At 51.6% G+C, this 24,084-nt stretch carries 26 protein-coding genes; 19 read left to right on the top strand and 7 right to left on the bottom strand.

Features of this window, described 5'->3' with window-relative positions:
- Positions 1–12: 12 nt before the first annotated feature.
- The 3 genes from lptE to nadD are packed head-to-tail and all read left to right on the top strand — an operon-like array spanning position 13 to position 2,280.
- A complete protein-coding gene (lptE, locus tag M2374_RS00585) occupies positions 13–606 on the top strand; it encodes an LPS assembly lipoprotein LptE (protein WP_181688370.1) in 594 nt (197 codons plus the stop codon).
- Positions 606–1,637, top strand: a complete 1,032-nt coding sequence (gene holA, locus M2374_RS00580; RefSeq protein WP_181688371.1) for a DNA polymerase III subunit delta — start codon at positions 606–608, stop codon at positions 1,635–1,637. Before lptE ends, holA begins: the two co-directional genes overlap by 1 nt.
- Position 1,638: 1 nt before the next feature.
- Entirely contained in the window at positions 1,639–2,280 is a 642-nt protein-coding gene (nadD, locus tag M2374_RS00575) for a nicotinate-nucleotide adenylyltransferase (protein ID WP_115259978.1), read from the top strand.
- Here the strand turns inward: nadD and cobD are convergent.
- Positions 2,255–3,349 (bottom strand): threonine-phosphate decarboxylase CobD, encoded by a 1,095-nt coding sequence (gene cobD, locus M2374_RS00570; protein WP_181688372.1) that lies wholly within the window; start codon positions 3,347–3,349, stop codon positions 2,255–2,257. The genes nadD and cobD overlap by 26 nt on opposite strands.
- 96 nt (positions 3,350–3,445) lie before the next feature.
- Here cobD and M2374_RS00565 point away from each other — a divergent pair, with 96 nt between their 5' ends.
- The 10 genes from M2374_RS00565 to lipA all read left to right on the top strand — a co-directional run bounded on the left by M2374_RS00565 (position 3,446) and on the right by lipA (position 12,902).
- Positions 3,446–4,057 carry an adenosylcobalamin/alpha-ribazole phosphatase gene (locus M2374_RS00565; protein ID WP_115259102.1) on the top strand — a complete coding sequence of 204 codons (612 nt, stop codon included), beginning with the start codon at positions 3,446–3,448 and terminating at the stop codon, positions 4,055–4,057.
- A gap of 254 nt (positions 4,058–4,311) precedes the next feature.
- Positions 4,312–4,629, top strand: coding sequence for a ribosome silencing factor (rsfS, locus tag M2374_RS00560; protein ID WP_096757898.1), 318 nt, complete (start codon positions 4,312–4,314; stop codon positions 4,627–4,629).
- 3 nt (positions 4,630–4,632) lie between these two features.
- A complete protein-coding gene (gene rlmH / locus M2374_RS00555) occupies positions 4,633–5,100 on the top strand; it encodes a 23S rRNA (pseudouridine(1915)-N(3))-methyltransferase RlmH (RefSeq protein ID WP_003022725.1) in 468 nt (155 codons plus the stop codon).
- A 30-nt stretch (positions 5,101–5,130) separates the two neighbouring features.
- On the top strand, positions 5,131–7,032 hold the full coding sequence (gene mrdA, locus M2374_RS00550) for a peptidoglycan DD-transpeptidase MrdA (RefSeq protein WP_181219187.1): 1,902 nt from the start codon (positions 5,131–5,133) through the stop codon (positions 7,030–7,032).
- A 2-nt stretch (positions 7,033–7,034) separates the two neighbouring features.
- Positions 7,035–8,147, top strand: coding sequence for a peptidoglycan glycosyltransferase MrdB (gene mrdB, locus M2374_RS00545; RefSeq protein ID WP_096757900.1), 1,113 nt, complete (start codon positions 7,035–7,037; stop codon positions 8,145–8,147).
- A gap of 10 nt (positions 8,148–8,157) precedes the next feature.
- The gene (rlpA, locus tag M2374_RS00540; protein WP_137362432.1) at positions 8,158–9,249 is read left to right on the top strand and encodes an endolytic peptidoglycan transglycosylase RlpA; all 1,092 of its coding nucleotides are present in this window, start codon (positions 8,158–8,160) and stop codon (positions 9,247–9,249) included.
- A gap of 142 nt (positions 9,250–9,391) precedes the next feature.
- Positions 9,392–10,603: a D-alanyl-D-alanine carboxypeptidase DacA gene (gene dacA / locus M2374_RS00535; RefSeq protein ID WP_096757902.1), complete on the top strand. Its 1,212-nt coding sequence runs from the start codon at positions 9,392–9,394 to the stop codon at positions 10,601–10,603.
- A 106-nt stretch (positions 10,604–10,709) separates the two neighbouring features.
- Positions 10,710–10,973 (top strand): DUF493 family protein YbeD, encoded by a 264-nt coding sequence (gene ybeD, locus M2374_RS00530; protein ID WP_003022706.1) that lies wholly within the window; start codon positions 10,710–10,712, stop codon positions 10,971–10,973.
- A gap of 116 nt (positions 10,974–11,089) precedes the next feature.
- On the top strand, positions 11,090–11,731 hold the full coding sequence (gene lipB, locus M2374_RS00525) for a lipoyl(octanoyl) transferase LipB (RefSeq protein ID WP_117342219.1): 642 nt from the start codon (positions 11,090–11,092) through the stop codon (positions 11,729–11,731).
- A 205-nt stretch (positions 11,732–11,936) separates the two neighbouring features.
- A complete protein-coding gene (gene lipA, locus M2374_RS00520; protein WP_049269752.1) occupies positions 11,937–12,902 on the top strand; it encodes a lipoyl synthase in 966 nt (321 codons plus the stop codon).
- A gap of 97 nt (positions 12,903–12,999) precedes the next feature.
- Here the strand turns inward: lipA and tatE are convergent, their stop codons facing one another.
- Together tatE and M2374_RS00510 are read right to left on the bottom strand one after the other, a co-directional pair.
- Positions 13,000–13,203: a twin-arginine translocase subunit TatE gene (tatE, locus tag M2374_RS00515; protein ID WP_045441030.1), complete on the bottom strand. Its 204-nt coding sequence runs from the start codon at positions 13,201–13,203 to the stop codon at positions 13,000–13,002.
- A 128-nt stretch (positions 13,204–13,331) separates the two neighbouring features.
- Positions 13,332–14,120, bottom strand: a complete 789-nt coding sequence (locus M2374_RS00510) for a deaminated glutathione amidase (protein WP_117342217.1) — start codon at positions 14,118–14,120, stop codon at positions 13,332–13,334.
- 90 nt (positions 14,121–14,210) lie between these two features.
- Between M2374_RS00510 and crcB the strand changes: the two genes are divergently transcribed.
- Complete coding sequence (gene crcB / locus M2374_RS00505) at positions 14,211–14,594, top strand: fluoride efflux transporter CrcB (RefSeq protein ID WP_259153328.1); 384 nt, start codon at positions 14,211–14,213, stop codon at positions 14,592–14,594.
- 51 nt (positions 14,595–14,645) lie between these two features.
- Here crcB and cspE read toward each other — a convergent pair whose 3' ends face one another.
- Positions 14,646–14,855 carry a transcription antiterminator/RNA stability regulator CspE gene (gene cspE / locus M2374_RS00500; RefSeq protein WP_000034826.1) on the bottom strand — a complete coding sequence of 70 codons (210 nt, stop codon included), beginning with the start codon at positions 14,853–14,855 and terminating at the stop codon, positions 14,646–14,648.
- A gap of 188 nt (positions 14,856–15,043) precedes the next feature.
- Positions 15,044–15,607 carry a lipid IV(A) palmitoyltransferase PagP gene (pagP, locus tag M2374_RS00495; protein WP_115259106.1) on the bottom strand — a complete coding sequence of 188 codons (564 nt, stop codon included), beginning with the start codon at positions 15,605–15,607 and terminating at the stop codon, positions 15,044–15,046.
- Positions 15,608–16,068: 461 nt separating this feature from the next.
- Between pagP and dcuC the strand changes: the two genes are divergently transcribed.
- Positions 16,069–17,451, top strand: a complete 1,383-nt coding sequence (gene dcuC / locus M2374_RS00490) for an anaerobic C4-dicarboxylate transporter DcuC (protein WP_181688373.1) — start codon at positions 16,069–16,071, stop codon at positions 17,449–17,451.
- Between the two features lie 116 nt (positions 17,452–17,567).
- On the opposite strand, the gene dpiA is transcribed toward dcuC, so the two are convergent.
- Together dpiA and dpiB are read right to left on the bottom strand one after the other, a co-directional pair.
- Positions 17,568–18,248 (bottom strand): two-component response regulator DpiA, encoded by a 681-nt coding sequence (dpiA, locus tag M2374_RS00485; protein WP_096757908.1) that lies wholly within the window; start codon positions 18,246–18,248, stop codon positions 17,568–17,570.
- On the bottom strand, positions 18,217–19,878 hold the full coding sequence (gene dpiB, locus M2374_RS00480; RefSeq protein ID WP_181688374.1) for a sensor histidine kinase DpiB: 1,662 nt from the start codon (positions 19,876–19,878) through the stop codon (positions 18,217–18,219). The genes dpiA and dpiB overlap by 32 nt, the downstream gene beginning before the upstream one ends.
- A 387-nt stretch (positions 19,879–20,265) precedes the next feature.
- On the opposite strand from dpiB, the gene citC reads away from it, so the two are divergent.
- From citC to citF, 4 genes are read left to right on the top strand one after another with little or no spacing between them, the layout of a single operon-like run.
- Complete coding sequence (gene citC, locus M2374_RS00475; RefSeq protein WP_115259108.1) at positions 20,266–21,342, top strand: [citrate (pro-3S)-lyase] ligase; 1,077 nt, start codon at positions 20,266–20,268, stop codon at positions 21,340–21,342.
- The gene (gene citD, locus M2374_RS00470) at positions 21,339–21,635 is read left to right on the top strand and encodes a citrate lyase acyl carrier protein (RefSeq protein ID WP_096757911.1); all 297 of its coding nucleotides are present in this window, start codon (positions 21,339–21,341) and stop codon (positions 21,633–21,635) included. Before citC ends, citD begins: the two co-directional genes overlap by 4 nt.
- Positions 21,632–22,540 carry an aldolase/citrate lyase family protein gene (locus M2374_RS00465; RefSeq protein ID WP_115259109.1) on the top strand — a complete coding sequence of 303 codons (909 nt, stop codon included), beginning with the start codon at positions 21,632–21,634 and terminating at the stop codon, positions 22,538–22,540. Before citD ends, M2374_RS00465 begins: the two co-directional genes overlap by 4 nt.
- A 9-nt stretch (positions 22,541–22,549) precedes the next feature.
- Positions 22,550–24,082 (top strand): citrate lyase subunit alpha, encoded by a 1,533-nt coding sequence (gene citF, locus M2374_RS00460; RefSeq protein WP_181688375.1) that lies wholly within the window; start codon positions 22,550–22,552, stop codon positions 24,080–24,082.
- Positions 24,083–24,084 lie beyond the last annotated feature (2 nt).

Below are 24,084 nucleotides of genomic sequence, written 5' to 3'. Positions count from 1 at the left end.
GCGGGAGGAAGCGTGCGACATCTGACAACTCTGTTGTTATCCCTGGTGGTGCTGGTCACCGCTGGGTGTGGTTGGCATCTGCGTAGTACTACGCAGGTACCGCCCACAATGAAAACTATGATCCTGGACTCTGGCGATCCGAACGGCCCGTTAAGCCGCGCGGTACGCAACCAGTTACGTCTGAACGACATCGAACTGCTCGAAAGCGGTTCTATGCGTAAAGACGTGCCGTCCCTGCGTCTGGGTGCGGTCAGCATTTCTCAGGATACGGCATCTGTATTCCAGAACGGTCAAACGGCTGAATATCAGATGGTGATGTCGGTCAGTGCCTCCGTTCTGATTCCAGGCCATGACATTTATCCGATCAGTGCCAAGGTCTATCGTTCGTTCTTTGACAACCCGCAGGCTGCACTGGCGAAGGATAACGAGCAGGAAATGATCGTTAAAGAAATGTATGACAAAGCGGCCGAACAGTTGATTCGTAAGCTGCCAAGCATACATATTGCTGATACTCAGTCATCCAGTGATGACGTACAGCCTGCTGAGAATGAAACATCCGCGCCAACGTCTTCTCCGGCGCGTGTTTCCACCACGCTGGGTAACTGATGCTCAAGTTGTACCCTGAACAACTCCGCGCACAGCTCAAAGAAGGGCTGCGCGCGGCGTACTTATTACTGGGCAACGATCCCCTCTTGTTGCAGGAAAGCCAGGATGCCGTCCGTCTGGCCGCCACTGTGCAAGGATTCGAAGAACACCACACGTTCACCCTTGATACCAGCACTGACTGGGGGGCTATTTTTTCCCTCTGCCAGGCCATGAGCCTATTTTCCAGCCGGCAGACATTACTTCTACAACTGCCTGAAAACGGCCCTAATGCCACCCTTAACGAACAACTCGCCACGCTGGTTACCCTGCTGCATGACGATCTGCTGCTGATTGTTCGCGGCAACAAGCTGACCAAAGCACAGGAAAATGCCGCGTGGTATACCAGTCTGGCGAGCCATGCTGTTCAGGTGAGCTGCCAGACGCCAGAGCAGGCGCAGCTCCCTCGCTGGGTTGCCGCCAGAGCGAAACAAAGCAACCTGCAACTGGACGAAGCCGCCAATCAGCTATTATGTTATTGCTATGAAGGTAACCTATTAGCCCTGGCGCAGGCGCTGGAGCGGTTATCATTGCTGTGGCCTGATGGAAAACTCACGTTGCCTCGTGTGGAGCAAGCGGTTAACGATGCGGCGCACTTTACCCCCTTCCATTGGGTCGATGCGCTGTTGATGGGCAAAAGTAAACGCGCGCTACATATCCTGCAGCAACTGCGCCTTGAAGGCAGTGAGCCGGTTATTCTGCTGCGCACGATACAGCGTGAATTACTGTTACTGGTCAACCTGAAAAGGCAATCAGCCCACACACCATTACGCGCCTTGTTTGATAAGCATCGGGTATGGCAAAACCGCCGCGGCATGATGGGTGATGCGCTAAACCGGCTGTCATCTGAGCAATTACGTCAGGCGGTACAGTTGTTAACGCGCACGGAAATTACGCTTAAACAAGATTATGGTCAGTCAGTATGGGCCGAGCTTGAGGGACTTTCTCTTCTGCTCTGCCATAAATCACTGGCAGATGTTTTTATTGATGGTTGATATGAAATCATTACAGGCTTTGTTCGGTGGCACCTTTGATCCGGTGCATTATGGTCATCTTAAACCCGTGGAAATTCTGGCTAATCTGATTGGCCTATCACGGGTGATTATCATGCCTAATAATGTGCCGCCGCATCGTGCGCAACCCGAAGCCTCCAGCGCACAGCGTAAACAGATGCTTGAGCTGGCAATTGCTGACAAGCCTTTGTTTATCCTGGATGAACGTGAGCTAAAACGAGATACGGCTTCTTACACCGCCCAAACTCTCAAGGAGTGGCGCGAGGAACAAGGGCCACTCGCGCCGCTGGCGTTTATTATTGGTCAGGACTCACTGCTCACCTTTCCTTCCTGGCACGATTCCGACACCATTCTGGACAATACCCATCTCATCGTCTGCCGACGACCGGGGTATCCGCTGGAGATGGCGCAGGCGCAGCACCAGCAGTGGCTCGAACGTCATCTGACTCATTCGCCAGATGACCTGCACCAGCTTCCTGCCGGGAAAATTTACCTGGCAGAAACCCCCTGGTTCAATATCTCCGCTACCCTTATCCGCGAACGACTGGAACACGGTGAGCCGTGTGACGATTTAATGCCAGACTCCGTGCTGGACTATATCAATCAGCAAGGGTTGTACCGCTAAGCGCGTAGCGTAATGCCACCAGCAGGCGGTTGTTCTCTTCAGCGCCACGGACAGCCACCCGGTAGTAACGCGCATCCAGCCCCGGATAGTTAGCGCAACTGCGGATCAACACATGCTGTTCCAGCAATGATTTTTGCAAATCTAAACCCGGTCTTTCGCAGCGTAACAGGCGATAATTTGCCCGTCCGGGATACACCGTCAGGCCAGGCAGATTTTGCAGTTGTTGATCGAATCGGTTCCCCTCATGCGCCAGCCATTCCCATGTCGCCTGCTGATAGACGCTATCGTGGAGAATCATTTCGCCCGCCAGTGCGGCAAAGGCATTGATTGACCAGGGCATTTGCCGGCTGCGCAGGTGTGCTACCGCCTGCTCGTTGCTGTTAACCAGATATCCCAGGCGCAGGCCGGGTATCGCATAAAATTTGGTGAGTGAACGCAAAACCCAGATGTGCGGATTCTCTTGCAACAGCGGAATAAACCCCTGTTCCCCGGCGATAAAATCGACAAACGCTTCATCGAGGATCAATGCGATCCCGAGCTGTTTACAACGCCGAGCTATCTCCTGCAACAGGTGATGTTCGGGCAACAGCCCGGTGGGATTGTTAGGTGTACACAGGAACAGGCAATCCAATTCCGGAGTGAGTACATCGAGAATCTCTCCGGTCAGCTGCCAACCGTCCTCTTCGCGCAGCGCAAACTCGTGTATTGCGCATTCGCCCCATTGCAGTGCCCGGCGATATTCCGCAAATCCGGGAATGACAATCATCGCATGACGCGGCTTAAGACCATCAACCAACGTAAAGATCGACTCCGTCTCCCCGTTACCGGCGAGGATCCACGACGCAGGAACATGATGGTGCTCCGCCAGCGTGGCATGCAAGTGGGCGTAATCCACGTCCGGATAGCGCTCAGCACGGTCCAAATTGTCGATTAGTGCGCGTTTTAAGCTTGCCGGCATACCCAGCGGGTTAATATTCGCGCTAAAATCCAGCAATTGCTCAGGCGGGATACCCAACAATGCGGCGGCTTCCCGGGTGTTACCGCCATGCGCGCTTTTCAATAAAGACATCGTGCCGCTCCAGTTTAAAAAGGGTATTTTATTGAAAAATCTCTGCGTAATCAGGGCAAACATCATGTTTTATGCGAATAGCCTCACGAGGGAAAAATGAGACTCTGGTTAGTACGTCATGGAGAAACCGATGCCAACGTTGCCGGGTTATACAGCGGTCATGCCCCTACATCGCTCACTCAGCGGGGAATAACCCAAGCTGAAACACTGGCCGCACTGTTACACAACGTTCCTTTCGACCACGTCCTCTGCAGCGAACTTGAACGCGCGCGCCATACCACGCAGTTGGTCTTAGCGGGGCGCGACGTTCCACTGCGGATCATGCCCGAGCTTAATGAAATGTTCTTTGGCGACTGGGAAATGCGCCACCATCGCGATCTGGCGCGTGAGGACGCAGAAAACTATGCGCTGTGGTGTAACGACTGGCAGAATGCGACTCCCACCAACGGCGAAGGTTTTCAGGCATTTTCACAGCGAGTTGAGCGCTTCATTGCCCAACTTGCTGATTATAAAAATTCGCAGAACCTTCTGGTGGTCAGCCATCAGGGCGTACTCAGCGTGCTGATCGCCCGGCTCATGTCAATGCCCGCGGCATCAATGTGGCATTTCCGCGTTGAACAGGGGTGCTGGAGCGCAATTGATTTCTGCGACGATTTTGCGGTGCTGAAAGTGTTAAACAGCCGAGCCATCTGGCGCGAGGGGGAGTGAATACACGGTTTTTTCTGTCGAAGGGGCTCGCGCCCATTGACACCCCATGACAGGCTGCTATTCTCCGCAGCCTGACTTTTCCCGCCTTTCAGAGCTTTGCAGAAATTGTTTTACAAAAATGGCGATGCATTCTGTTGTGTGGGGTGGGATGATAGCGCACCTCAAAAGCGCTTTCGGAGACATTTGTCCCGATATCGCCTCTGGTTCAGGTATACTAACAAGCCTTTTTAACTCTTTTCACCCAGGGGGAACACTTGCAGGGTAAAGCACTTCAGGATTTTGTAATCGACAAAATTGATGACCTTAAAGGTCAAGACATCATCGCCTTAGACGTTCAGGGCAAATCCAGCATCACTGACTGCATGATTATCTGCACCGGCACATCCAGCCGCCATGTCATGTCTATCGCTGACCACGTTGTTCAGGAATCTCGCGCCGCTGGCCTGCTGCCGCTTGGCGTTGAAGGTGAGAACGTGGCCGACTGGATCGTCGTCGATCTCGGCGAGGTGATTGTCCACGTTTTACAGGAAGAAAGCCGTCGCCTGTATGAACTGGAAAAACTCTGGAGTTAATGCGTGAAGCTGCAACTTGTCGCTGTGGGTACGAAAATGCCTGACTGGGTGCAAACCGGTTTTACGGAGTATCTCCGTCGGTTTCCAAAAGACATGCCTTTTGAGCTTATCGAGATCCCAGCAGGAAAACGCGGCAAGAACGCGGATATTAAACGCATACTCGATAAAGAGGGTGAACAGATGCTGGCTGCCGCTGGCAAAAATCGCATCGTCACCCTTGATATCCCAGGAAAACCCTGGGACACGCCGCAACTGGCAACCGAGCTGGAACGCTGGAAACTGGATGGTCGTGACGTCAGTCTGCTGATTGGCGGACCGGAAGGATTGTCTCCAGCCTGTAAGGCTGCCGCGGAGCAAAGCTGGTCACTCTCTGCATTAACCCTTCCCCACCCTCTTGTTCGGGTTCTGGTGGCAGAGAGTCTGTACAGAGCGTGGAGCATTACCACCAACCACCCTTATCACCGTGAGTGATCATTGAGTCTTGAGTAGATTAAGCAGCGGATGAAACTACAGAATTCTTTTCGCGACTATACGGCTGAGTCCGCGCTGTTTGTGCGTCGGGCGCTGGTTGCTTTTTTGGGGATTTTGCTGCTCACTGGCGTGCTGATCGCCAACCTGTATAACCTGCAAATCGTTCGTTTCACCGATTATCAGACCCGTTCAAACGAAAACCGCATCAAACTGGTGCCGATCGCCCCCAGTCGCGGCATCATTTATGACCGTAACGGCATCCCCCTGGCCCTCAACCGCACCATTTACCAGATAGAAATGATGCCTGAGAAGGTCGATAACGTTCAGCAAACGCTGGATGCGCTGCGGGAAGTGGTTGATCTCAATGACGACGATATTGCCGCCTTTAAAAAAGAACGAGCACGTTCCCACCGCTTTACGTCCATTCCGGTGAAAACCAATCTGACGGAAGTGCAGGTAGCACGCTTTGCCGTCAATCAATATCGTTTTCCCGGTGTGGAAGTCAAAGGCTATAAGCGCCGTTACTATCCCTACGGCTCTGCGCTAACTCACGTCATTGGTTACGTCTCAAAAATTAACGATAAAGACGTTGAACGCCTGGACAAAGACGGCAAGCTCGCCAACTACGCCGCTACCCACGATATCGGCAAGCTGGGTATTGAACGTTATTACGAAGACGTTCTGCATGGTCAGACCGGTTACGAAGAAGTTGAAGTCAACAACCGTGGTCGCGTGATTCGCCAATTGAAAGAAGTGGCGCCTCAGGCCGGGCACGATATCTATTTAACGCTGGATTTAAAGCTCCAGCAGTATATTGAAACCCTGCTGGCCGGCAGTCGTGCCGCCGTGGTGGTCACAGACCCGCGTACCGGCGGCGTGCTGGCGCTGGTTTCTATGCCCAGCTACGATCCCAACCTGTTTGTAGACGGTATCTCGAGCAAAGATTATGCAGGGTTGCTCAATGACCCCAATACCCCACTGGTTAACCGCGCGACGCAAGGTGTTTACCCCCCTGCCTCAACCGTTAAGCCTTACGTGGCGGTATCCGCACTAAGCGCGGGCGTGATTACCCGTAATACCGGGCTGTTCGATCCAGGCTGGTGGCAGTTGCCCGGTTCTGAAAAACGTTATCGCGACTGGAAAAAGTGGGGGCATGGTCATCTGAACATAACCCGCTCACTGGAGGAGTCTGCGGATACGTTTTTCTACCAAATCGCCTATGATATGGGGATAGACCGTCTTTCAGAGTGGATGAGTAAATTCGGCTATGGCCATTATACGGGGATCGATCTGGCCGAAGAGCGAGCCGGTAATATGCCAACGCGTGAATGGAAGCAAAAACGGTTTAAAAAGCCATGGTACCAGGGTGATACTATTCCGGTGGGCATCGGTCAGGGGTACTGGACAGCAACCCCTATTCAGATGAGCAAATCGCTGATGATTCTTATCAACGACGGCGTGGTAAAAGTCCCGCATCTGCTGATGAGCACCACGGAAAACGGCAAGCAGGTGCCATGGGTTCAGCCACATGAGCCGCCGGTGGGTGACATTCATTCCGGTTACTGGGAAATTGCCAAAGACGGTATGTACGGTGTTGCAAACCGTCCTAACGGTACCGCGCATAAATATTTTGCCGGTGCACCGTATAAAATTGCGGCAAAATCCGGTACCGCTCAGGTCTTCGGTCTGAAAGCCAATGAAACCTATAATGCGCATAAAATTGCCGAGCGTTTACGCGACCATAAGCTGATGATCGCATTTGCGCCCTACGATAAACCCGAGGTCTCTGTCGCGATTATCCTCGAAAACGGCGGGGCCGGTGCACCTGTAGGTACCATCATGCGCCAGATCCTTGACCATATTATGTTGGGCGACAACAACACCAATCTGCCTGCGGAAAACCCGGTGGCTGCCGCAGGTGAGGACCAATAATCGTGACGGATAATCCGAACAAAAAAACGTTCTGGGATAAAATTCACATCGATCCCACGATGTTGCTTATTTTGCTGGCACTGCTGGTTTACAGCTCGCTGGTTATCTGGAGCGCCAGCGGCCAGGATATTGGCATGATGGAGCGTAAGGTCGGCCAAATAGCCATGGGTCTGGTCATCATGGTGGTGATGGCGCAGATCCCTCCCAGGGTCTACGAAGGCTGGGCCCCCTATCTCTATATTGTCTGTATTATTCTGCTGGTAGCGGTAGATGCCTTTGGGGCCATTTCTAAAGGCGCACAGCGCTGGCTGGACCTCGGCATTGTGCGTTTTCAGCCGTCTGAAATTGCTAAAATTGCAGTCCCGCTGATGGTAGCACGCTTTATCAACCGTGATGTTTGTCCGCCGTCGCTGAAGAATACCGCTATCGCGCTGGTGTTGATTTTCATGCCTACGCTGCTGGTTGCCGCGCAACCTGACCTCGGGACCTCTATCCTTGTTGCCCTTTCCGGCCTGTTTGTGCTGTTCCTGTCGGGCTTAAGCTGGCGCTTAATCGGCGTGGCCGTAGTTCTGGTCGCCGCATTTATCCCGATACTGTGGTTCTTCTTGATGCATGATTACCAGCGTCAGCGCGTGATGATGCTTCTCGACCCTGAAACCGACCCACTGGGCGCGGGATATCACATTATTCAGTCTAAAATTGCTATTGGTTCCGGCGGTCTGAGCGGCAAAGGCTGGCTGCACGGTACGCAGTCACAGCTTGAATTTTTACCCGAACGCCACACCGACTTTATCTTTGCGGTGTTAGCCGAAGAGCTTGGGCTAGTAGGGATCTTAATTCTGCTGGCGCTGTACATTTTGCTGATTATGCGTGGGCTATGGATTGCCGCCCGAGCGCAAACCACTTTTGGTCGCGTCATGGCCGGTGGTTTAATGTTGATATTATTCGTTTATGTCTTCGTAAATATTGGTATGGTGAGCGGTATTCTGCCCGTAGTAGGGGTTCCACTCCCGCTGGTCAGTTACGGAGGCTCTGCACTGATTGTGCTGATGGCCGGGTTCGGGATTGTGATGTCGATCCACACCCATAGAAAAATGTTGTCGAAAAGCGTGTAAGGGGTACGCAATGCGTAAGCAGTGGCTTGGAATCTGCATCGCAGCAGGAATGCTCGCGGCGTGTTCGAATGATGATGGTCAGCAACAGGGTGCTGTCGCGCCGCAACCAGCGGTGTGTAATGGTCCGATTGTTGAAATCAGCGGAGCCGATCCGCGTTTTGAACCCCTGAACCCAACGGCTAATCAGGATTACCAGCGTGATGGTAAAAGCTATAAAATTGTTCAGGATCCCTCTCGCTTTAGCCAGGCCGGATTGGCCGCAATCTATGATGCGGAACCCGGCAGCAATTTAACCGCATCCGGTGAGGCATTTGATCCCATGCAGCTCACCGCTGCGCATCCAACATTACCGGTTCCCAGCTACGCCCGAATTACCAACCTGGCAAACGGCAGGATGATCGTCGTACGGATTAACGATCGTGGTCCTTATGGCAACGATCGCGTGATTTCACTTTCACGCGCTGCGGCCGATCGTCTGAACACCTCGAACAATACGAAAGTGCGTATTGATCCGATAATCGTCGCGCAAGACGGTTCGTTGTCAGGCCCTGGTATGGCGTGTACGACGGTCGCAAAACAGACTTACGCCCTGCCGTCTCGTCCTGATTTAAGCGGGGGTAACACTATGCCTTCTGCACCGGACGCAGACCAGCCGCAAGGCGATATTCGTCCTATCAGTAATTCAACGCTGAAAAGCGATGACGCTACCGGTGCGCCAGTTAACAGCAATGGTTTCCTTGGTGCGCCAACTACGCTCGCCGCAGGCGTGCTCGAAGGCAGCGAACCCACACCGGCTCCACAGCCCGTAACAACAGCGCCTGCAACAGTGTCAGCACCGGTATCTGCTCCGGCCGCTGCTACACCCGTTGCTGCAACCAATGGCCGTTATGTCGTTCAGGTGGGTGCCGTCAGCGAGCAGGCCCGTGCGCAGCAGTACCAAAAACGACTGAGCCAGCAGTTTGGCGTGCCGGGCCGCGTGGTACAAAACGGTGCCGTATGGCGTATCCAGATGGGGCCGTTCACCAGCAAAGCGGAAGCCAGTACATTGCAGCAGCGCCTGCAATCCGAAGCGCAATTACAGTCCTTCATCACCGGCGTGTAGTAACGTAAAGCAGGCACCCGTTCTGTCAATTTCTGTCAATGACATTAACAAAGTCATGTGGAAAGTCGGATGCCTGTAAGTTACGCATTTGCTATAGTAGGGCACTTTTTTTACTTTCATCACGGACGTCGTAGTTCAGACCATGAAGACCACTTTTTCCGCTCGTTTCGTGCAGCGCATCGCGCTCACCGCGGCTCTCTGCGCAGCCTCTCTCTCTGCTGCCCATGCCGATGACCTGAATATTAAAACCATGATCCCGGGCGTTCCGCAGATCGACGCGGAGTCCTATATCCTGATTGATTACAATTCAGGAAAGGTTCTGGCCGAACAGAATGCGGACACTCGCCGCGACCCCGCCAGCCTGACCAAAATGATGACCAGCTATGTCATCGGTCAGGCCATGAAAGCCGGGAAATTCAAAGAAACCGATTTGGTCACCGTGGGCAATGACGCGTGGGCTACCGGTAACCCGGTGTTTAAAGGTTCATCGCTGATGTTTCTGAAACCGGGAATGCAGGTTCCCGTTTCACAATTGATCCGTGGTATTAACCTGCAATCCGGCAACGACGCTTGCGTGGCAATGGCTGACTTTGCTGCCGGTAGTCAGGATGCTTTCGTCGGCCTGATGAACAGCTATGTTAATGCGCTGGGACTGAAAAACACCCACTTCCAGACCGTCCACGGTCTGGATGCTGAAGGTCAGTACAGCTCAGCACGTGACATGGCGTTGATTGGTCAGGCGCTGATTCGCGACGTGCCTAACGAATACTCTATCTACCGAGAAAAAGAGTTCACTTTCAACGGCATTCGTCAGTTAAACCGTAACGGCCTGCTGTGGGATAACAGCCTGAATGTTGACGGGATTAAAACCGGTCACACCGATAAAGCAGGCTATAACCTGGTGGCATCCGCAACCGAAGGTCAGATGCGTCTGATCTCTGCCGTCATGGGCGGTCGTACCTATAAAGGTCGTGAAACCGAAAGCAAAAAGCTGCTGACCTGGGGCTTCCGTTTCTTTGAAACCGTGAACCCACTGAAGGTCGGCAAAGAATTTGCCTCTGAACCGGCCTGGTTTGGTAATACCGATCGTGCCTCGTTAGGTGTTGATAAAGATGTCTACCTGACCATTCCGCGCGGCCGTATGAAAGATCTGAAAGCGAGCTATGTGCTGAACACCACTGAACTGCACGCGCCGCTGCAGAAAAACCAGGTTGTCGGCACCATCAATTTCCAGCTCGATGGCAAAACCATTGAACAGCGCCCGCTGGTGGTCCTGCAGGAAATCCCTGAAGGCAACTTCTTTGGTAAAATCATTGATTACATTAAATTAATGTTTCATCACTGGTTTGGCTAAAAATTGAGCACTTGAAAGTGTGATTTACGTCCCCATATACTAGGTATCCAGATAACTCCCACTCAGCGTGGGAGTTATTATTTTTTGATGTAACGCCGGAGCTGACATGAAAACCAAACTTAACGAACTACTTGAATTCCCTACTCCATTTACTTACAAAGTAATGGGGCAGGCGTTGCCGGAGTTGGTTGATCAGGTGGTTGAAGTGGTACAGCGCCATGCGCCAGGTGATTACTCTCCAACAGTAAAACCGAGCAGCAAAGGCAACTACCACTCGGTCTCTATCACCATCACTGCTACGCACATTGAGCAGGTTGAAACCCTGTACGAAGAATTAGGCAACATCGACATCGTACGTATGGTGCTGTAACAGCCTATCGGTTACCCGTTGCATTCTGCTCGGGTAACCTCTCTCTCCTTCCCCTGTGATATACTTTCCCCTCTTTATATTCTCTACTCGATGTGAGTATCTACGGAGATACCGTTTTGTATCAGGATAAAATTCTTGTCCGCCAGCTCGGTCTTCAGCCTTACGAGCCCGTCTCTCAGGCCATGCACGAATTCACCGATACCCGCGATGAAAACAGTCATGATGAAATCTGGCTGGTAGAGCATTATCCGGTCTTCACTCAGGGGCAGGCAGGCAAAGCAGAACACGTTCTGGTGCCGGGTGATATCCCCGTTATTCAGAGCGATCGTGGCGGTCAGGTAACGTACCACGGTCCAGGGCAACAGGTGATGTATGTCCTGTTGAACCTCAAACGCCGAAAACTGGGCGTTCGCGAACTGGTCACGCTGCTGGAACTAACCGTGGTAAACACGCTTGCAGAAATGGGTATCGATGCACACCCACGAGCCGATGCGCCAGGCGTTTACGTCGGTGAAAAGAAAATCTGTTCGTTAGGGTTACGGATTCGTAGAGGATGTTCATTCCATGGCTTAGCGCTTAACGTGGATATGGATTTGTCGCCTTTCCTGCGCATCAACCCTTGCGGCTACGCCGGAATGGAGATGGCGAAAGTTTCACAGTGGGACAGTCATGCCACCACCGAAAGCGTTCGTCCTCGTTTGCTGGCAAACATATTAGCGCTACTCGGTAACCCACCACACGAGTACGTCGCAGACTAAAAACGGGGCAGACATTGCCGCAGCATATGTTGTGGCAAATGGCACAAAACAACAACTATTTTACATTTTGCCAGCCTGTCAGGCTGCTTTCTGGCCCGTTTCAATGATATACTGCGTATCACTAATTCAAAAATAGTTGATAAATACAACATTCCCTTGAATTAAAACGCTTTCCTTCGTTATTCGCAACTGGAACACGCAAGCTATGAGTAAACCCATTGTGATGGAACGCGGTGTTAAATACCGCGATGCCGATAAGATGGCTCTTATCCCGGTAAAAAATGTGGCAACAGAGCGTGAAGCCCTGCTGCGTAAACCGGAATGGATGAAAATAAAACTGCCAGCGGACTCCACTCGCATCCAGGGCATCAAAGCGGCAATGCGCAAAAATGGCCTGCACTCTGTCTGCGAAGAAGCGTCCTGCCCTAACCTGGCTGAATGTTTCAATCACGGCACCGCAACCTTTATGATCCTCGGCGCGATTTGTACCCGCCGCTGCCCATTCTGTGACGTTGCCCATGGTCGTCCGGTTGCCCCGGATGCCAACGAACCGTTAAAACTGGCTCAAACTATTGCGGACATGGCGCTGCGCTATGTCGTCATCACCTCCGTCGATCGCGACGATCTGCGCGATGGCGGTGCTCAACACTTTGCGGACTGCATCACAGCTATCCGTGAGAAAAGTCCGTCGATTAAAATCGAAACGCTGGTACCTGACTTCCGTGGTCGAATGGACCGCGCGCTGGATATCCTCACCGCAACGCCGCCAGACGTGTTTAACCACAACCTTGAAAACGTACCGCGTATTTACCGCAATGTACGTCCGGGTGCAGATTACAACTGGTCACTGAAGCTTCTGGAGCGTTTCAAAGAAGCCCATCCGGAGATCCCAACCAAATCAGGTCTGATGGTGGGTCTGGGTGAAACCAACGCGGAAATCATTGAGGTCATGCGTGACCTGCGTCGTCATGGCGTTACCATGCTAACGCTGGGGCAGTATTTACAGCCAAGCCGTCACCATCTGCCGGTTCAGCGCTATGTTAGCCCGGATGAGTTCGATGAAATGAAAGCAGAAGCTATGGCAATGGGCTTTACCCATGCAGCTTGCGGTCCATTTGTACGTTCTTCATATCATGCAGACATGCAGGCAAAAGGGCTGGAAGTGAAGTGATCGCGTAATACTCACTTACATTTCAGCAATAAAAAAACCGGCAAATTGCCGGTTTTTTTCATGCAGAGTTTGCAGTACGAGCATCATGCTCCTGACATCACTCTTTATGAGAAAGCTTCTCAGCCTGAACGCTACCATCTGCATCTTTCTTCGCATCGGCATTTTCATCGTTCATCGCTTTCTTGAAGCCTTTAATTGCCGTTCCCAGGTCTCCACCCAGAGTACGTAACTTCTTGGTACCAAACAGCAGAACGACCAGTGCGGCAACCACCAGCAGTTTGGTAATACTAATCTCACCCATAGATACCTTCTTCACTTAAACCAGGCTGCATAAAGCGCCATATTAACCTGAGAATTTTAACGGCCTTTCGACGCGGGCACACAATAGCAATCTGTAACAAGGTGAATCAAGTCTTGTTTAAAAAAACGTCATAATAATTGCGGTGGCGCAAAGCGTCGGTTGCGTAACACCGGAAGTTGCGCCCTGACCTGTCGCACTCGCTCGGCAGAAACCTCAGTAACAATCAGCGCGGGTGTTTCTGCGGCAGCGGCAATCGTCACGCCAAACGGATCGATTATCCGGCTTTGACCAATATTCTTATTGCCACACTCACCGGCAGCAATCAGATAGCAGGTCGCATCCAACGCTCTGGCCGCCAGCAGCGTAGCCCAGTGATGTTCTTTTAGTGCACCGCGTACCCAGGCCGCAGGGAGTACCAGAATATCTGCCCCCTGCAAAGCATGTGCTAATGCCAGCTCAGGGAAGCGTAAATCGTAACAGGTCATCAAACCGACTTTAAGACCTTCCACGTCCAACAGCGGCGGTACGACATCGCCTGCATCAACATTACGCGACTCCTGAATCGAAAAAGCATCATAGAGATGTAATTTGGCGTAATGAGCCACAACCTGACCTCTTCGTAGCGCCACCAGCATGTTAAACGCCCGTCCCGGCAGCGAGGGAACATGAATCGTCAGGATCGTTGTCATCTCATTCTGCACGCTTTCTCGCAGTAATCGCGTCAGAAATCCCCCTTCCAGCCATTGAGCAGATTTCACTGACAGGTCAGGGTCAAGATCGTCACGGGCCAGCAACGCTTCGGGTAAGACCAACAATGAGACGCCCTCGCCCGCGGCCTGGGACATCAATGATACGCACGTTTCGGCATTTTTCTCCCATGAGGGACCCACGGCGAATTGCCCTGCAGCAACGAACATACTCCCTCCTGAAAAAACGGTTAGGCTCGCCAATAATGATTATTCAGCGTTACACTCACACTATATACAATCAAATAGCAGGATTATGCAGTGTCACAACTCCTTTTAGCGGTTTTTATTGGCGGTGGTACAGGTAGCGTAGCCAGATGGCTGTTGAGTATGCGATTTAACCCCCTTCATCAAGCGATTCCCTTCGGCACGCTGGCTGCAAACTTAATTGGGGCGTTTATCATTGGTATGGGGCTGGCGTGGTTCAATCGCATGACCCACATTGACCCACTGTGGAAGGTATTGATTACGACAGGCTTTTGCGGCGGGCTGACCACCTTCTCAACATTCTCCGCAGAGGTAGTGTTTTTACTGCAAGACGGACGTTTTGGCTGGGCAATGGTGAACGTACTGATCAATCTGTTGGGGTCTTTTGCGATGACCGCCCTGGCGTTCTGGCTGGTTTCCGCTTCTTCGGCACACTGAAGATAAAAAAACCCGCAATTAAGCGGGTTTTGAATTCTTGCTGTCGTATGCTTACAGAGCGGTTACGTTTGCAGCAGAAGGGCCTTTGGCACCGTTAGTGATTTCGAACTCTACACGCTGACCTTCAGCCAGAGTTTTAAAACCATTGGTCTGGATTGCAGAGAAGTGTACGAACACATCTTTGCTGCCATCTTCCGGAGTAATGAAACCGAATCCTTTGGACTCATTAAACCACTTAACGTTACCTTTAATCTTAGACATCAAAATTACCTTTACATGAAAAATAGACACAAATGCTGTGTCGGGTATCAGTACAACAATTGTGGTGGACTTTGTCCAGTCGAACTTTGCCAAAAAGTGATAAATGTCGCGTTATTTTTGCAGCAACGTTCGTAACTAATTGTTTTTTAATAGTTTATGCTTAGCTACATAACAATACACATCGTTCATCAAAACTGGAAACGCATCCAGGCAAAATAGACATTCCCGTTATTATACGTACCGGGTATGTAGGTCATCTGAAATGTTGCCGGACCATAACCTATCGATGCCAGTGGCAGTATCACCGGCACAGGAATGTAGTTCCAGTTATCACGCGCGGTGAAACCAGCGGTAAAGCCCAGACCAGTATGGAAGTTATCATCGGCCAGCGGGCGCCAGGTTTTTTCCCAGCCATATCCTCCGATGGGTTCCCACTTATTGTAGGAATCCTTAAAGGCCATAATATACAGCCCGTGCCAGTTGCCTTTATCATCCCAACGGGACTGACCAAATCCCGCTCCCCAGGGGCGTTCATTGTAACGATCTGTTTTATCTTTATCGTAGGCAAATCGCGCATGCCAGGTAATGGCGGGCACGTACAGGTCATAATGCTCCGGCTGCTGCCAGGTTTCGCTGACATTATCTGTGAAGGTATCAAACCAACCTTTATCTTCAGCGGTGGCCTGTGGAATAACAGCCAACTGAATAAAAATAAATGAAATAAACAGGAAATAGCGCTTCGCGACAATCACAACGTAATTACCATTCTGGGGTTCTGCATTAATTGTAGCAAAGCCATCCTTAATGTTAACTTAACGAAAATGCTTAGGGTTAAAAATCAGAATATTCCCTTCGTATGCGCGTAGTTTATTTCCCTTATATTTCCTGAGCCTTATCTGAAACGGTCATTACTCTATTAATATCAATAAATTGTGCATTTTGCATGCAAAAGTTAAATAAATTAACAATTAGAAAACAAAATAAGATCAATTCAATGTCAAATCCCACACAACCACAGACGACTTCACACTTTTTGATTGCAGCATTCCCGGTTCATCCGCTATGTTGAAAAAATGGCTCAGCCATTGGTTTAATCCGTATTTTTATTGATTTCAATCAGCGAGGGTTATCCGTTTATTAGGCACATTCTCTCACCGTTTTATGCTTTTTTTAGTTTTTTTACTTTCTGGGCGTCAATGTGACAGGGGAAATAATGTTGACATTTATAGAACTCCTTATCGGAGTTATGGTTATTGTGGGTGTAGCGCGCTACATCATTAAAGGTTATTCCGCGACCGGCGTACTGTTTGTCGGTGGCCTGGTTTTACTGATTATTAGCGCCCTGATGGGTCATAAAGTTTTGCCTGGTAGTGCCGAAAGCACAGGCTACACAGCAACAGACATCGTTGAATACATTAAAATTTTGCTGATGAGCCGCGGTGGCGATCTCGGCATGATGATCATGATGCTGTGTGGTTTTGCCGCCTACATGACGCATATTGGTGCAAACGATATGGTGGTTAAACTGGCTTCCAAACCACTGCAATATATCAACTCACCCTATGTGTTAATGATTGCCGCCTACTTTGTCGCCTGCCTGATGTCACTGGCGGTTTCTTCAGCGACGGGGCTGGGCGTACTGCTGATGGCAACCCTCTTTCCGGTCATGGTTAACGTGGGTATCAGCCGTGGTGCTGCGGCGGCCATTTGCGCCTCCCCTGCCGCCATCATTCTATCCCCCACTTCTGGTGATGTGGTTCTCGCCGCCAAAGCCGCAGAAATGCCGTTGATCGACTTCGCATTTAAAACCACGCTGCCGATTTCCATTGCCGCCATTATCGGCATGGCGATTGCCCACTTTTTCTGGCAGCGCTATCTGGACAAAAAAGAGAACGTTTCTCACGAAATGTTAGACGTGGCCGAAATCACCACCACCGCGCCATCGTTTTACGCCATCCTGCCGTTTACTCCGATTGTCGGGGTTCTCATTTTTGATGGTAAGTGGGGACCGCAACTGCACATCATTACCATTCTGGTGCTGTGCATGCTTACTGCCGCAGTGTTGGAGTTTGTCCGCGGGTTCAATACCCAGAAGGTTTTCTCAGGTCTGGAAGTGGCCTACCGCGGCATGGCTGATGCCTTTGCTAACGTGGTAATGCTGTTAGTTGCCGCCGGAGTTTTCGCCCAGGGTCTGAGCACTATCGGCTTTATTCAGAGCCTGATCTCGATCGCCACCTCGTTTGGCTCCGCAAGCATTATTCTGATGCTGGTGCTGGTTATTCTGACCATGCTGGCAGCAATGACCACCGGCTCCGGTAATGCCCCGTTCTATGCCTTCGTTGAGATGATCCCAAAACTGGCGCACTCTTCAGGCATTAACCCCGCTTACCTCTCCATCCCGATGCTGCAAGCGTCGAACCTGGGGCGTACGATCTCCCCGGTCTCTGGTGTGGTCGTTGCCGTTGCGGGTATGGCGAAGATTTCACCGTTTGAAGTGGTCAAGCGCACGTCTGTGCCGGTGATGGTCGGGCTACTGATTGTCATTATCGCCACGGAAGTGATGGTGCCCGCTACAACCGCCGTGATTGGAGGTTGATAGCGAACAAAATGTAGGCCGGATCAGGCGGTTACGCCGCCATCCGGCATTGCAACCGCACGTTGCCGGATGGCGATGCTAAAGCATCTTATCCGGCCTACGTCAGAAATCTGCATTTAGCCGCCGTGGTAAATACGCTGCGGCCGCCCAACTTTCCCGTGGATAATCTCCGCAATAATCAAATGCCGGCTGGCACAGTACTCCAGATAACGCCTGGAGGTTGTGCGGCTGATGGTCAACGCCTGTGCAATGGTCTCCGCAGTATGGTGTACCGTCGGATCGGCGAATAATTTCAGCACCGCATTCAGCGTTAGCGCATCAATACCCGTAGGCAAATCCCCTTTTGGTTCACCCCGCGCATAAGCGTTAAACATTTCATCAATCTGCTTTTGACTGGCACTGTCGTTACCCGCCAGCATGCGTCTGCGCTGCTGATAACGCGTCAGCGTCTGCCCCAGTCGCTCGTAGGCAATCGGTTTGACCAGATAATCAAACGCCCCGCCGCGCACCGCCTCTGACACCGTATCCATGTCACTGGCAGCCGTAGTAAACACCACGCCGCCAGGGTAGCGTGCCTGAGTCAACTCATGTAGAAGGGTAATGCCCTTACCGTCCGGTAAATAGTTATCCAGAAGAATCAGACCGGGCTTAAAACGCGCGATCATCATCCGCGCCTGCTCCAGGTTCCCCGCCAACCAAATCTGGCTGAAACCGGGTATATGGCGGATATATTCAGCATGCATCTCCGCCAGCAGCGTTTCATCCTCAACGATCAATAGCGTTAATGGTTCCGTCATCGTTTTTTTTCACTTTCGGAAGAAATAGAGAAAATAAAGTGCCGCAGGGGGTGTTATCTTCAAGCGTAATAACCCCATCACAGCGCCTCACATAACTTGCAATCAGATACAAACCGATGCCATGTTCACCTGGTTCATCGGTACGGGTGCTCACACCCTGTTCAAATATTTTTTCACGTAACGCTTCCGGTACGCCACACCCTTGGTCGGCAACTTCAATGATGACCTCATCCCCTTCATCACTCAGAAACAGTTCAACAACCTTATTCCCTTGCTGGGTACGTAAACTGGCCTCAAATGCATTATCAAGCAGATTGCCAACAATTGCTGCAAACTCTGTGCTATCCAGCCCTTCGGGAAGTTGATGAAGTTGACTTCCGGGAACAATCGTCATTTTGAGCCCCAATTCCCGCGCACGCTGGACTTTACCAAACAGCAGACCGGCAACCTGGCGATCGGCAAAGGCACCGCGCAGGTCATCAATCAGCTGCTGCTGGGCTTGGGATTCCCCCTGCACCATCTCAAGCACGCGATCGTATTCTTTCATTTGCAGCAGGCCATTAATGGTCGACATCCAGTTCAGATGTTCATGACGCAGTGTTCTCAGGCTCTCAACATATTGTTTGATTTGTGTCAGCTGGGCATTGAGGGTGGCTATTTCATCTTTGCTACGAAAACTGATAATCGCCCCGAGTAATTCATCGCCGGAACGAATAGCCTCACGGTTGGCGATAACGCTTAGCCCGTTAAAATTCACCATCGCATCCTGACGTTGCTCCGCAATCTGCTGAGTAAAAAAGTCCGACGGATTAACAACCTCATCAATGGTTTTCCCCAACCACTGCCGCCCTGGCGACGGAAGCCCCAGCATTTTTCGCGCACTGCGATTGATAGCAGTTATGCACCCGTCCAGGTCAACGGCAATCAAGCCTTCGTATACCGAGCTAAATAACGCGTCCTGTTGGCGCACCACGCGGGCAATTTGTTTGGGCTCCATTCCCAGCATCTGGCGGCGAATATGGGCGGCAAAAAACCAGGAGAGCAGCATCAGTAACAACAGCAGCAGAAGAAACACACCCGCCATCGGCAGTAAAAAATCCGATCGCCAACTGTCGATTTTACTGATCAAATAACCTATCGAAACCACGCCAATAATCTTGCCATCATCATCAAAAATGGGCGTTTTAGCGCGCATTGCCAACCCAATAGATCCCGTCCCGGTAATAAAGTAGCTTTCCCCATTTGCCAACGCACCGGGCTTGGTGAACTGCATTGGGTAGCCAATTTTTTGCGGATTCGGATGGTAGAGACGAATAGAGTTCTCATCACCGATCACCACATAATCGAAATCAGTCCCGCTCTGAAGCTTGTCGGCAATGGTCGCCAGACGCGTGTAATCGCGATGCTTCACCGCAGTGATGATACTGTCGTTAGAGGCGATGATTTTCGCCTGGTTCATTGCCATATCACGGACGTGCGTTGTCAGGTAGTCTTCAAAACTGGCGGTGAAGTATTTCGCCAGCGCGGCGATGATAAAAATGGAAACGACCAGGATCAGCAGGAAAATACGCAATGGAAACGCCAGTCTGCGGAAAAAAGAAAACCGTGTTTTATTTTTATGTTGTGACATAATTTTTCCTCAACGACGTTAACCGCAACTTATTTTTTTGTATTTGTAATGAAAATGTTTTATTTACAAGTCACGGCATAAAATAGGATCGTTACAGATTCCCCACCTTAAATCAATTAAACAAATTAAAACCACGCGCTATTTCAGAGTTAAATTAATTAAAAAACTTAAAACCATAAAACACATAAAAACCTTCTAACGTATTGTGAAATAAATCAAAATTTACCTCTAAAATACCCCTTACGATGTATGCAGTAGGGAAAAAAAGAAATACTCCGTAATAAAAAAACCTTCCCTTCATTTGCAAACAAAACGTTATCAGGTTGCTAAGCCTGGCAACAAAACCCAAAAGCCAGTAACAAATATACCATCAGGACACTTTTTACTATGTTCGGTAATAATATATTCTCGCACGTGAAGCGCTCAGAAAATAAAAAGATGGCGGCTATCGCTCAATTTCTGAAAGAGAATGATTTGAGCGTGGATACGACCGTTGAAATATTTATCACCGTCACCCGTGATGACCGCCTGATTGCCTGCGGCGGTATTGCCGGAAATATCATTAAATGCGTGGCTATCAGCGAAACCGTGCGCGGCGAAGGCTTAGCCCTGACCCTCGCCACTGAGCTGATCAATCTCGCGTATGAGCGTCACTGTACGCATCTCTTCATTTATACCAAAACCGAATACGAAGCGCTGTTTAAGCAGTGTGGCTTCTCTACGCTGACCAGCGTACCGGGCATTATGGTACTGATGGAAAACAGCACCACGCGTCTGAAGCGTTACGCCGAATCGCTGACAAAACAGCGTCGCGAAGGAAAAAAAATTGGCTGTATCGTCATGAACGCCAACCCTTTTACCAACGGTCATCGTTTTCTGATCCAACAGGCAGCGGCACAGTGCGACTGGCTACATCTGTTTCTGGTAAAAGAAGACACCTCACGCTTTCCGTATGAAGACCGTCTGGATCTGGTACTTAAGGGAACAAAAGATATTCCGCATTTAACCGTGCATCGCGGATCGGAATACATCATTTCTCGCGCCACGTTCCCGTGCTACTTCATTAAAGAGCAGAGCGTCATTAACCACTGCTACACCGAAATAGACCTGAAAATCTTCCGCCAGTATCTGGCCCCGGCACTTGGCGTCACGCACCGCTTCGTCGGTACCGAACCGTATTGCACCGTCACCTCCCAGTACAACAATGACATGCGCTACTGGCTGGAGACCCCAACGCTCCCCGCCCCACCGATTGAACTGGTGGAAATTGAGCGGCTGTGCTTCCAGGAGATGCCGATTTCCGCCTCCTGGGTACGCAAGCTGCTGGTTAAAAAAGATCTCACGGCTATCGCCCCTCTGGTTCCTGAAGCCACGTTGCACTACCTGCAAAACATGCTTGAGAGAACCTCGCCAGGCGCGGTAGTCCGCCAAAATACCCCCGCATTAGCAACAGGTGAAAAATGAAAATAAAGCAGGCAGCCGTCGCAGGCACTCTCGAGTCCGGTGATGTGATGATTCGCATCGCCCCGCTCGATACGCAGGATATCGACCTGCAGGTTAACAGTAGCGTTGAAAAACAATTTGGTGATGCCATTCGCACCACCATCCTCGACGTTCTGTCCCGCTACAACGTACGCGGCGTGCAATTAAATGTTGATGATAAAGGCGCACTGGACTGCATTTTACGTGCGCGACTGGAAGCATTACTGGCCCGCGCCAGCGGCATTCCGGCACTGCCATGGGAGGATTGCCAGTGATTTCTGAATCTTTGCAACAACGTAAATCCCGCACACGCCGTAGCATGCTGTTCGTACCGGGCGCCAATGCCGCAATGATCAGCAACTCGTTTATCTACCCGGCAGATGCGCTGATGTTCGACCTGGAAGACTCCGTCGCACTGCGCGAGAAAGATACCGCGCGTCGTCTGGTGTACCACGCGCTGCAGCACCCGCTGTATCACGACGTTGAAACCATTGTTCGCGTAAATGCCCTCGATTCTGAATGGGGTATCAATGACCTCGAAGCGGTCGTTCGCGGTGGCGCTGACATCGTGCGTTTACCTAAAACGGATACTGCGCAGGATGTTATCGACATCGAAAGCGAAATTCTGCGTATCGAAAACGCCTGCGGTCGCGAACCTGGCAGCACCGGTCTGCTCGCTGCTATTGAATCACCGCTGGGCATCACCCGCGCCGTTGAAATCGCTCACGCCTCTGAACGTCTGATCGGTATTGCCTTGGGTGCAGAAGATTACGTGCGTAACCTGCGCACCGAGCGTTCGCCGGAAGGCACCGAACTGCTGTTTGCCCGCTGCTCTATTTTGCAGGCGGCACGCTCTGCGGGCATTCAGGCATTTGACACCGTTTATTCCGATGCCAATAACGAAGCCGGTTTCCTGCATGAAGCCGCACACATCAAGCAGTTGGGTTTTGACGGTAAATCGCTCATCAACCCGCGTCAGATCGACCTCCTGCACAACCTGTATGCGCCAACGCGCAAAGAACTGGCGCACGCCCGTCTGGTTGTAGAAGCCGCTGAAGCCGCCGCTCGCGAAGGCCGTGGCGTTGTCTCCCTTAACGGCAAGATGGTCGACAGCCCGGTTATCGAGCGCGCCCTTCTGGTTATCTCCCGTGCAGAACTTTCCGGCATTCGCGAAGAATAAGGCAAAAAAATGACGCAGAAAATCGAACAGTCTCAACGACAGGATCGCGTGGCGACCTGGAGCCGTCATGCTGAAAGCGACCTTTCCGCTTTCCACAGCAGCGCAAAAGTCGCTTTACAGGCGCAAAAAACCCGCGACAAAAAACTGTGCGCTAACCTGGAAGACGCTATTCGCCGTTCAGGTTTACAGGATGGAATGACCATCTCTTTCCACCACGCTTTCCGCGGTGGCGACCTGACCATTAACCTGGTGATGGATACCATTGCCGCCATGGGCTTTAAAAACCTGACGCTGGCGTCCAGCTCCCTGAGCGACTGTCACGCTCCGCTGGTGGAACACATTCGTCAGGGCGTCGTCAGCCGCATTTATACTTCCGGTCTGCGTGGTCCGCTGGCGGAAGAGATCTCCCGCGGTTTACTGGCTGAACCTGTGCAGGTCCACTCTCACGGCGGTCGCGTACACCTGGTACAAAGCGGTGAGTTAAGCATTGACGTCGCCTTCCTCGGCGTACCGTCCTGCGACCAGTTTGGTAATGCTAACGGCTACACCGGTAAAGCCTGCTGTGGCTCACTCGGCTACGCCCGTGTCGATGCCGATAACGCTAAACAGGTGGTCCTGCTGACCGAACAACTGCTGAGCTACCCGCATAATCCGGCCAGTATCACCCAGGATCAGGTGGATCTGATCGTGCAGATCGAGCAGGTCGGTGATGCGGACAAAATTGGCGCTGATGCAACCCGCATGACGACCAACCCGCGTGAGCTGCTGATCGCCCGCAGCGCGGCAGAGGTGATTGCCAATTCCGGTTACTTCAATGAGGGCTTCTCTTTGCAGACCGGTACCGGTGGCGCCTCGCTGGCCGTAACCCGCTTCCTGGAAGACAAAATGCGCAGCCGCGACATCCGCGCCGACTTCGCACTGGGCGGCATCACTGCCACCATCGTTGACCTGCATGAAAAAGGGTTAATCCGCAAACTGCTGGATGTACAGAGCTTCGACAGTGCCGCCGCAAAATCCCTGGCCCGCAATCCAAACCATATTGAGATCAGCGCTAACCAGTACGCTAACTGGGGTTCGAAAGGCGCATCGGTTGACCGTCTGGATGTCGTGGTGCTGAGCGCACTGGAAGTGGATACAAACTTCAACGTCAACGTGCTGACCGGCTCCGACGGTGTGCTGCGCGGCGCATCCGGTGGCCACTGCGATACCGCTGTCGGTGCTGCACTGTCGATTATCGTCGCCCCATTGGTTCGCGGTCGCATCCCGACGCTGGTTGATAACGTGCTGACCTGCGTCACCCCTGGCTCCAGCATTGACATCCTGGTCACTGACCACGGTATCGCCGTCAACCCTGCACGCCCTGAACTGGCAGAACGTTTGCAGGAAGCGGGGATGAAAGTGGTGTCTATTGAATGGCTGCGCGAGCGTGCACAGCAGCTTACCGGCCAGCCACGCGCCATCGAATTCACCGACCGGGTGATTGCCGTTGTGCGTTACCGCGATGGTTCGGTGATTGACGTTGTGCATCAGGTGAAGGAATAAGC

The sequence above is a fragment of the Citrobacter sp. JUb117 genome, assembly GCF_024809055.1.
Lineage (GTDB): Bacteria > Pseudomonadota > Gammaproteobacteria > Enterobacterales > Enterobacteriaceae > Citrobacter > Citrobacter gillenii.
Note: the sequence above shows the minus strand (reverse complement) of the source record. Positions and strands in the feature narration are given on the sequence as shown.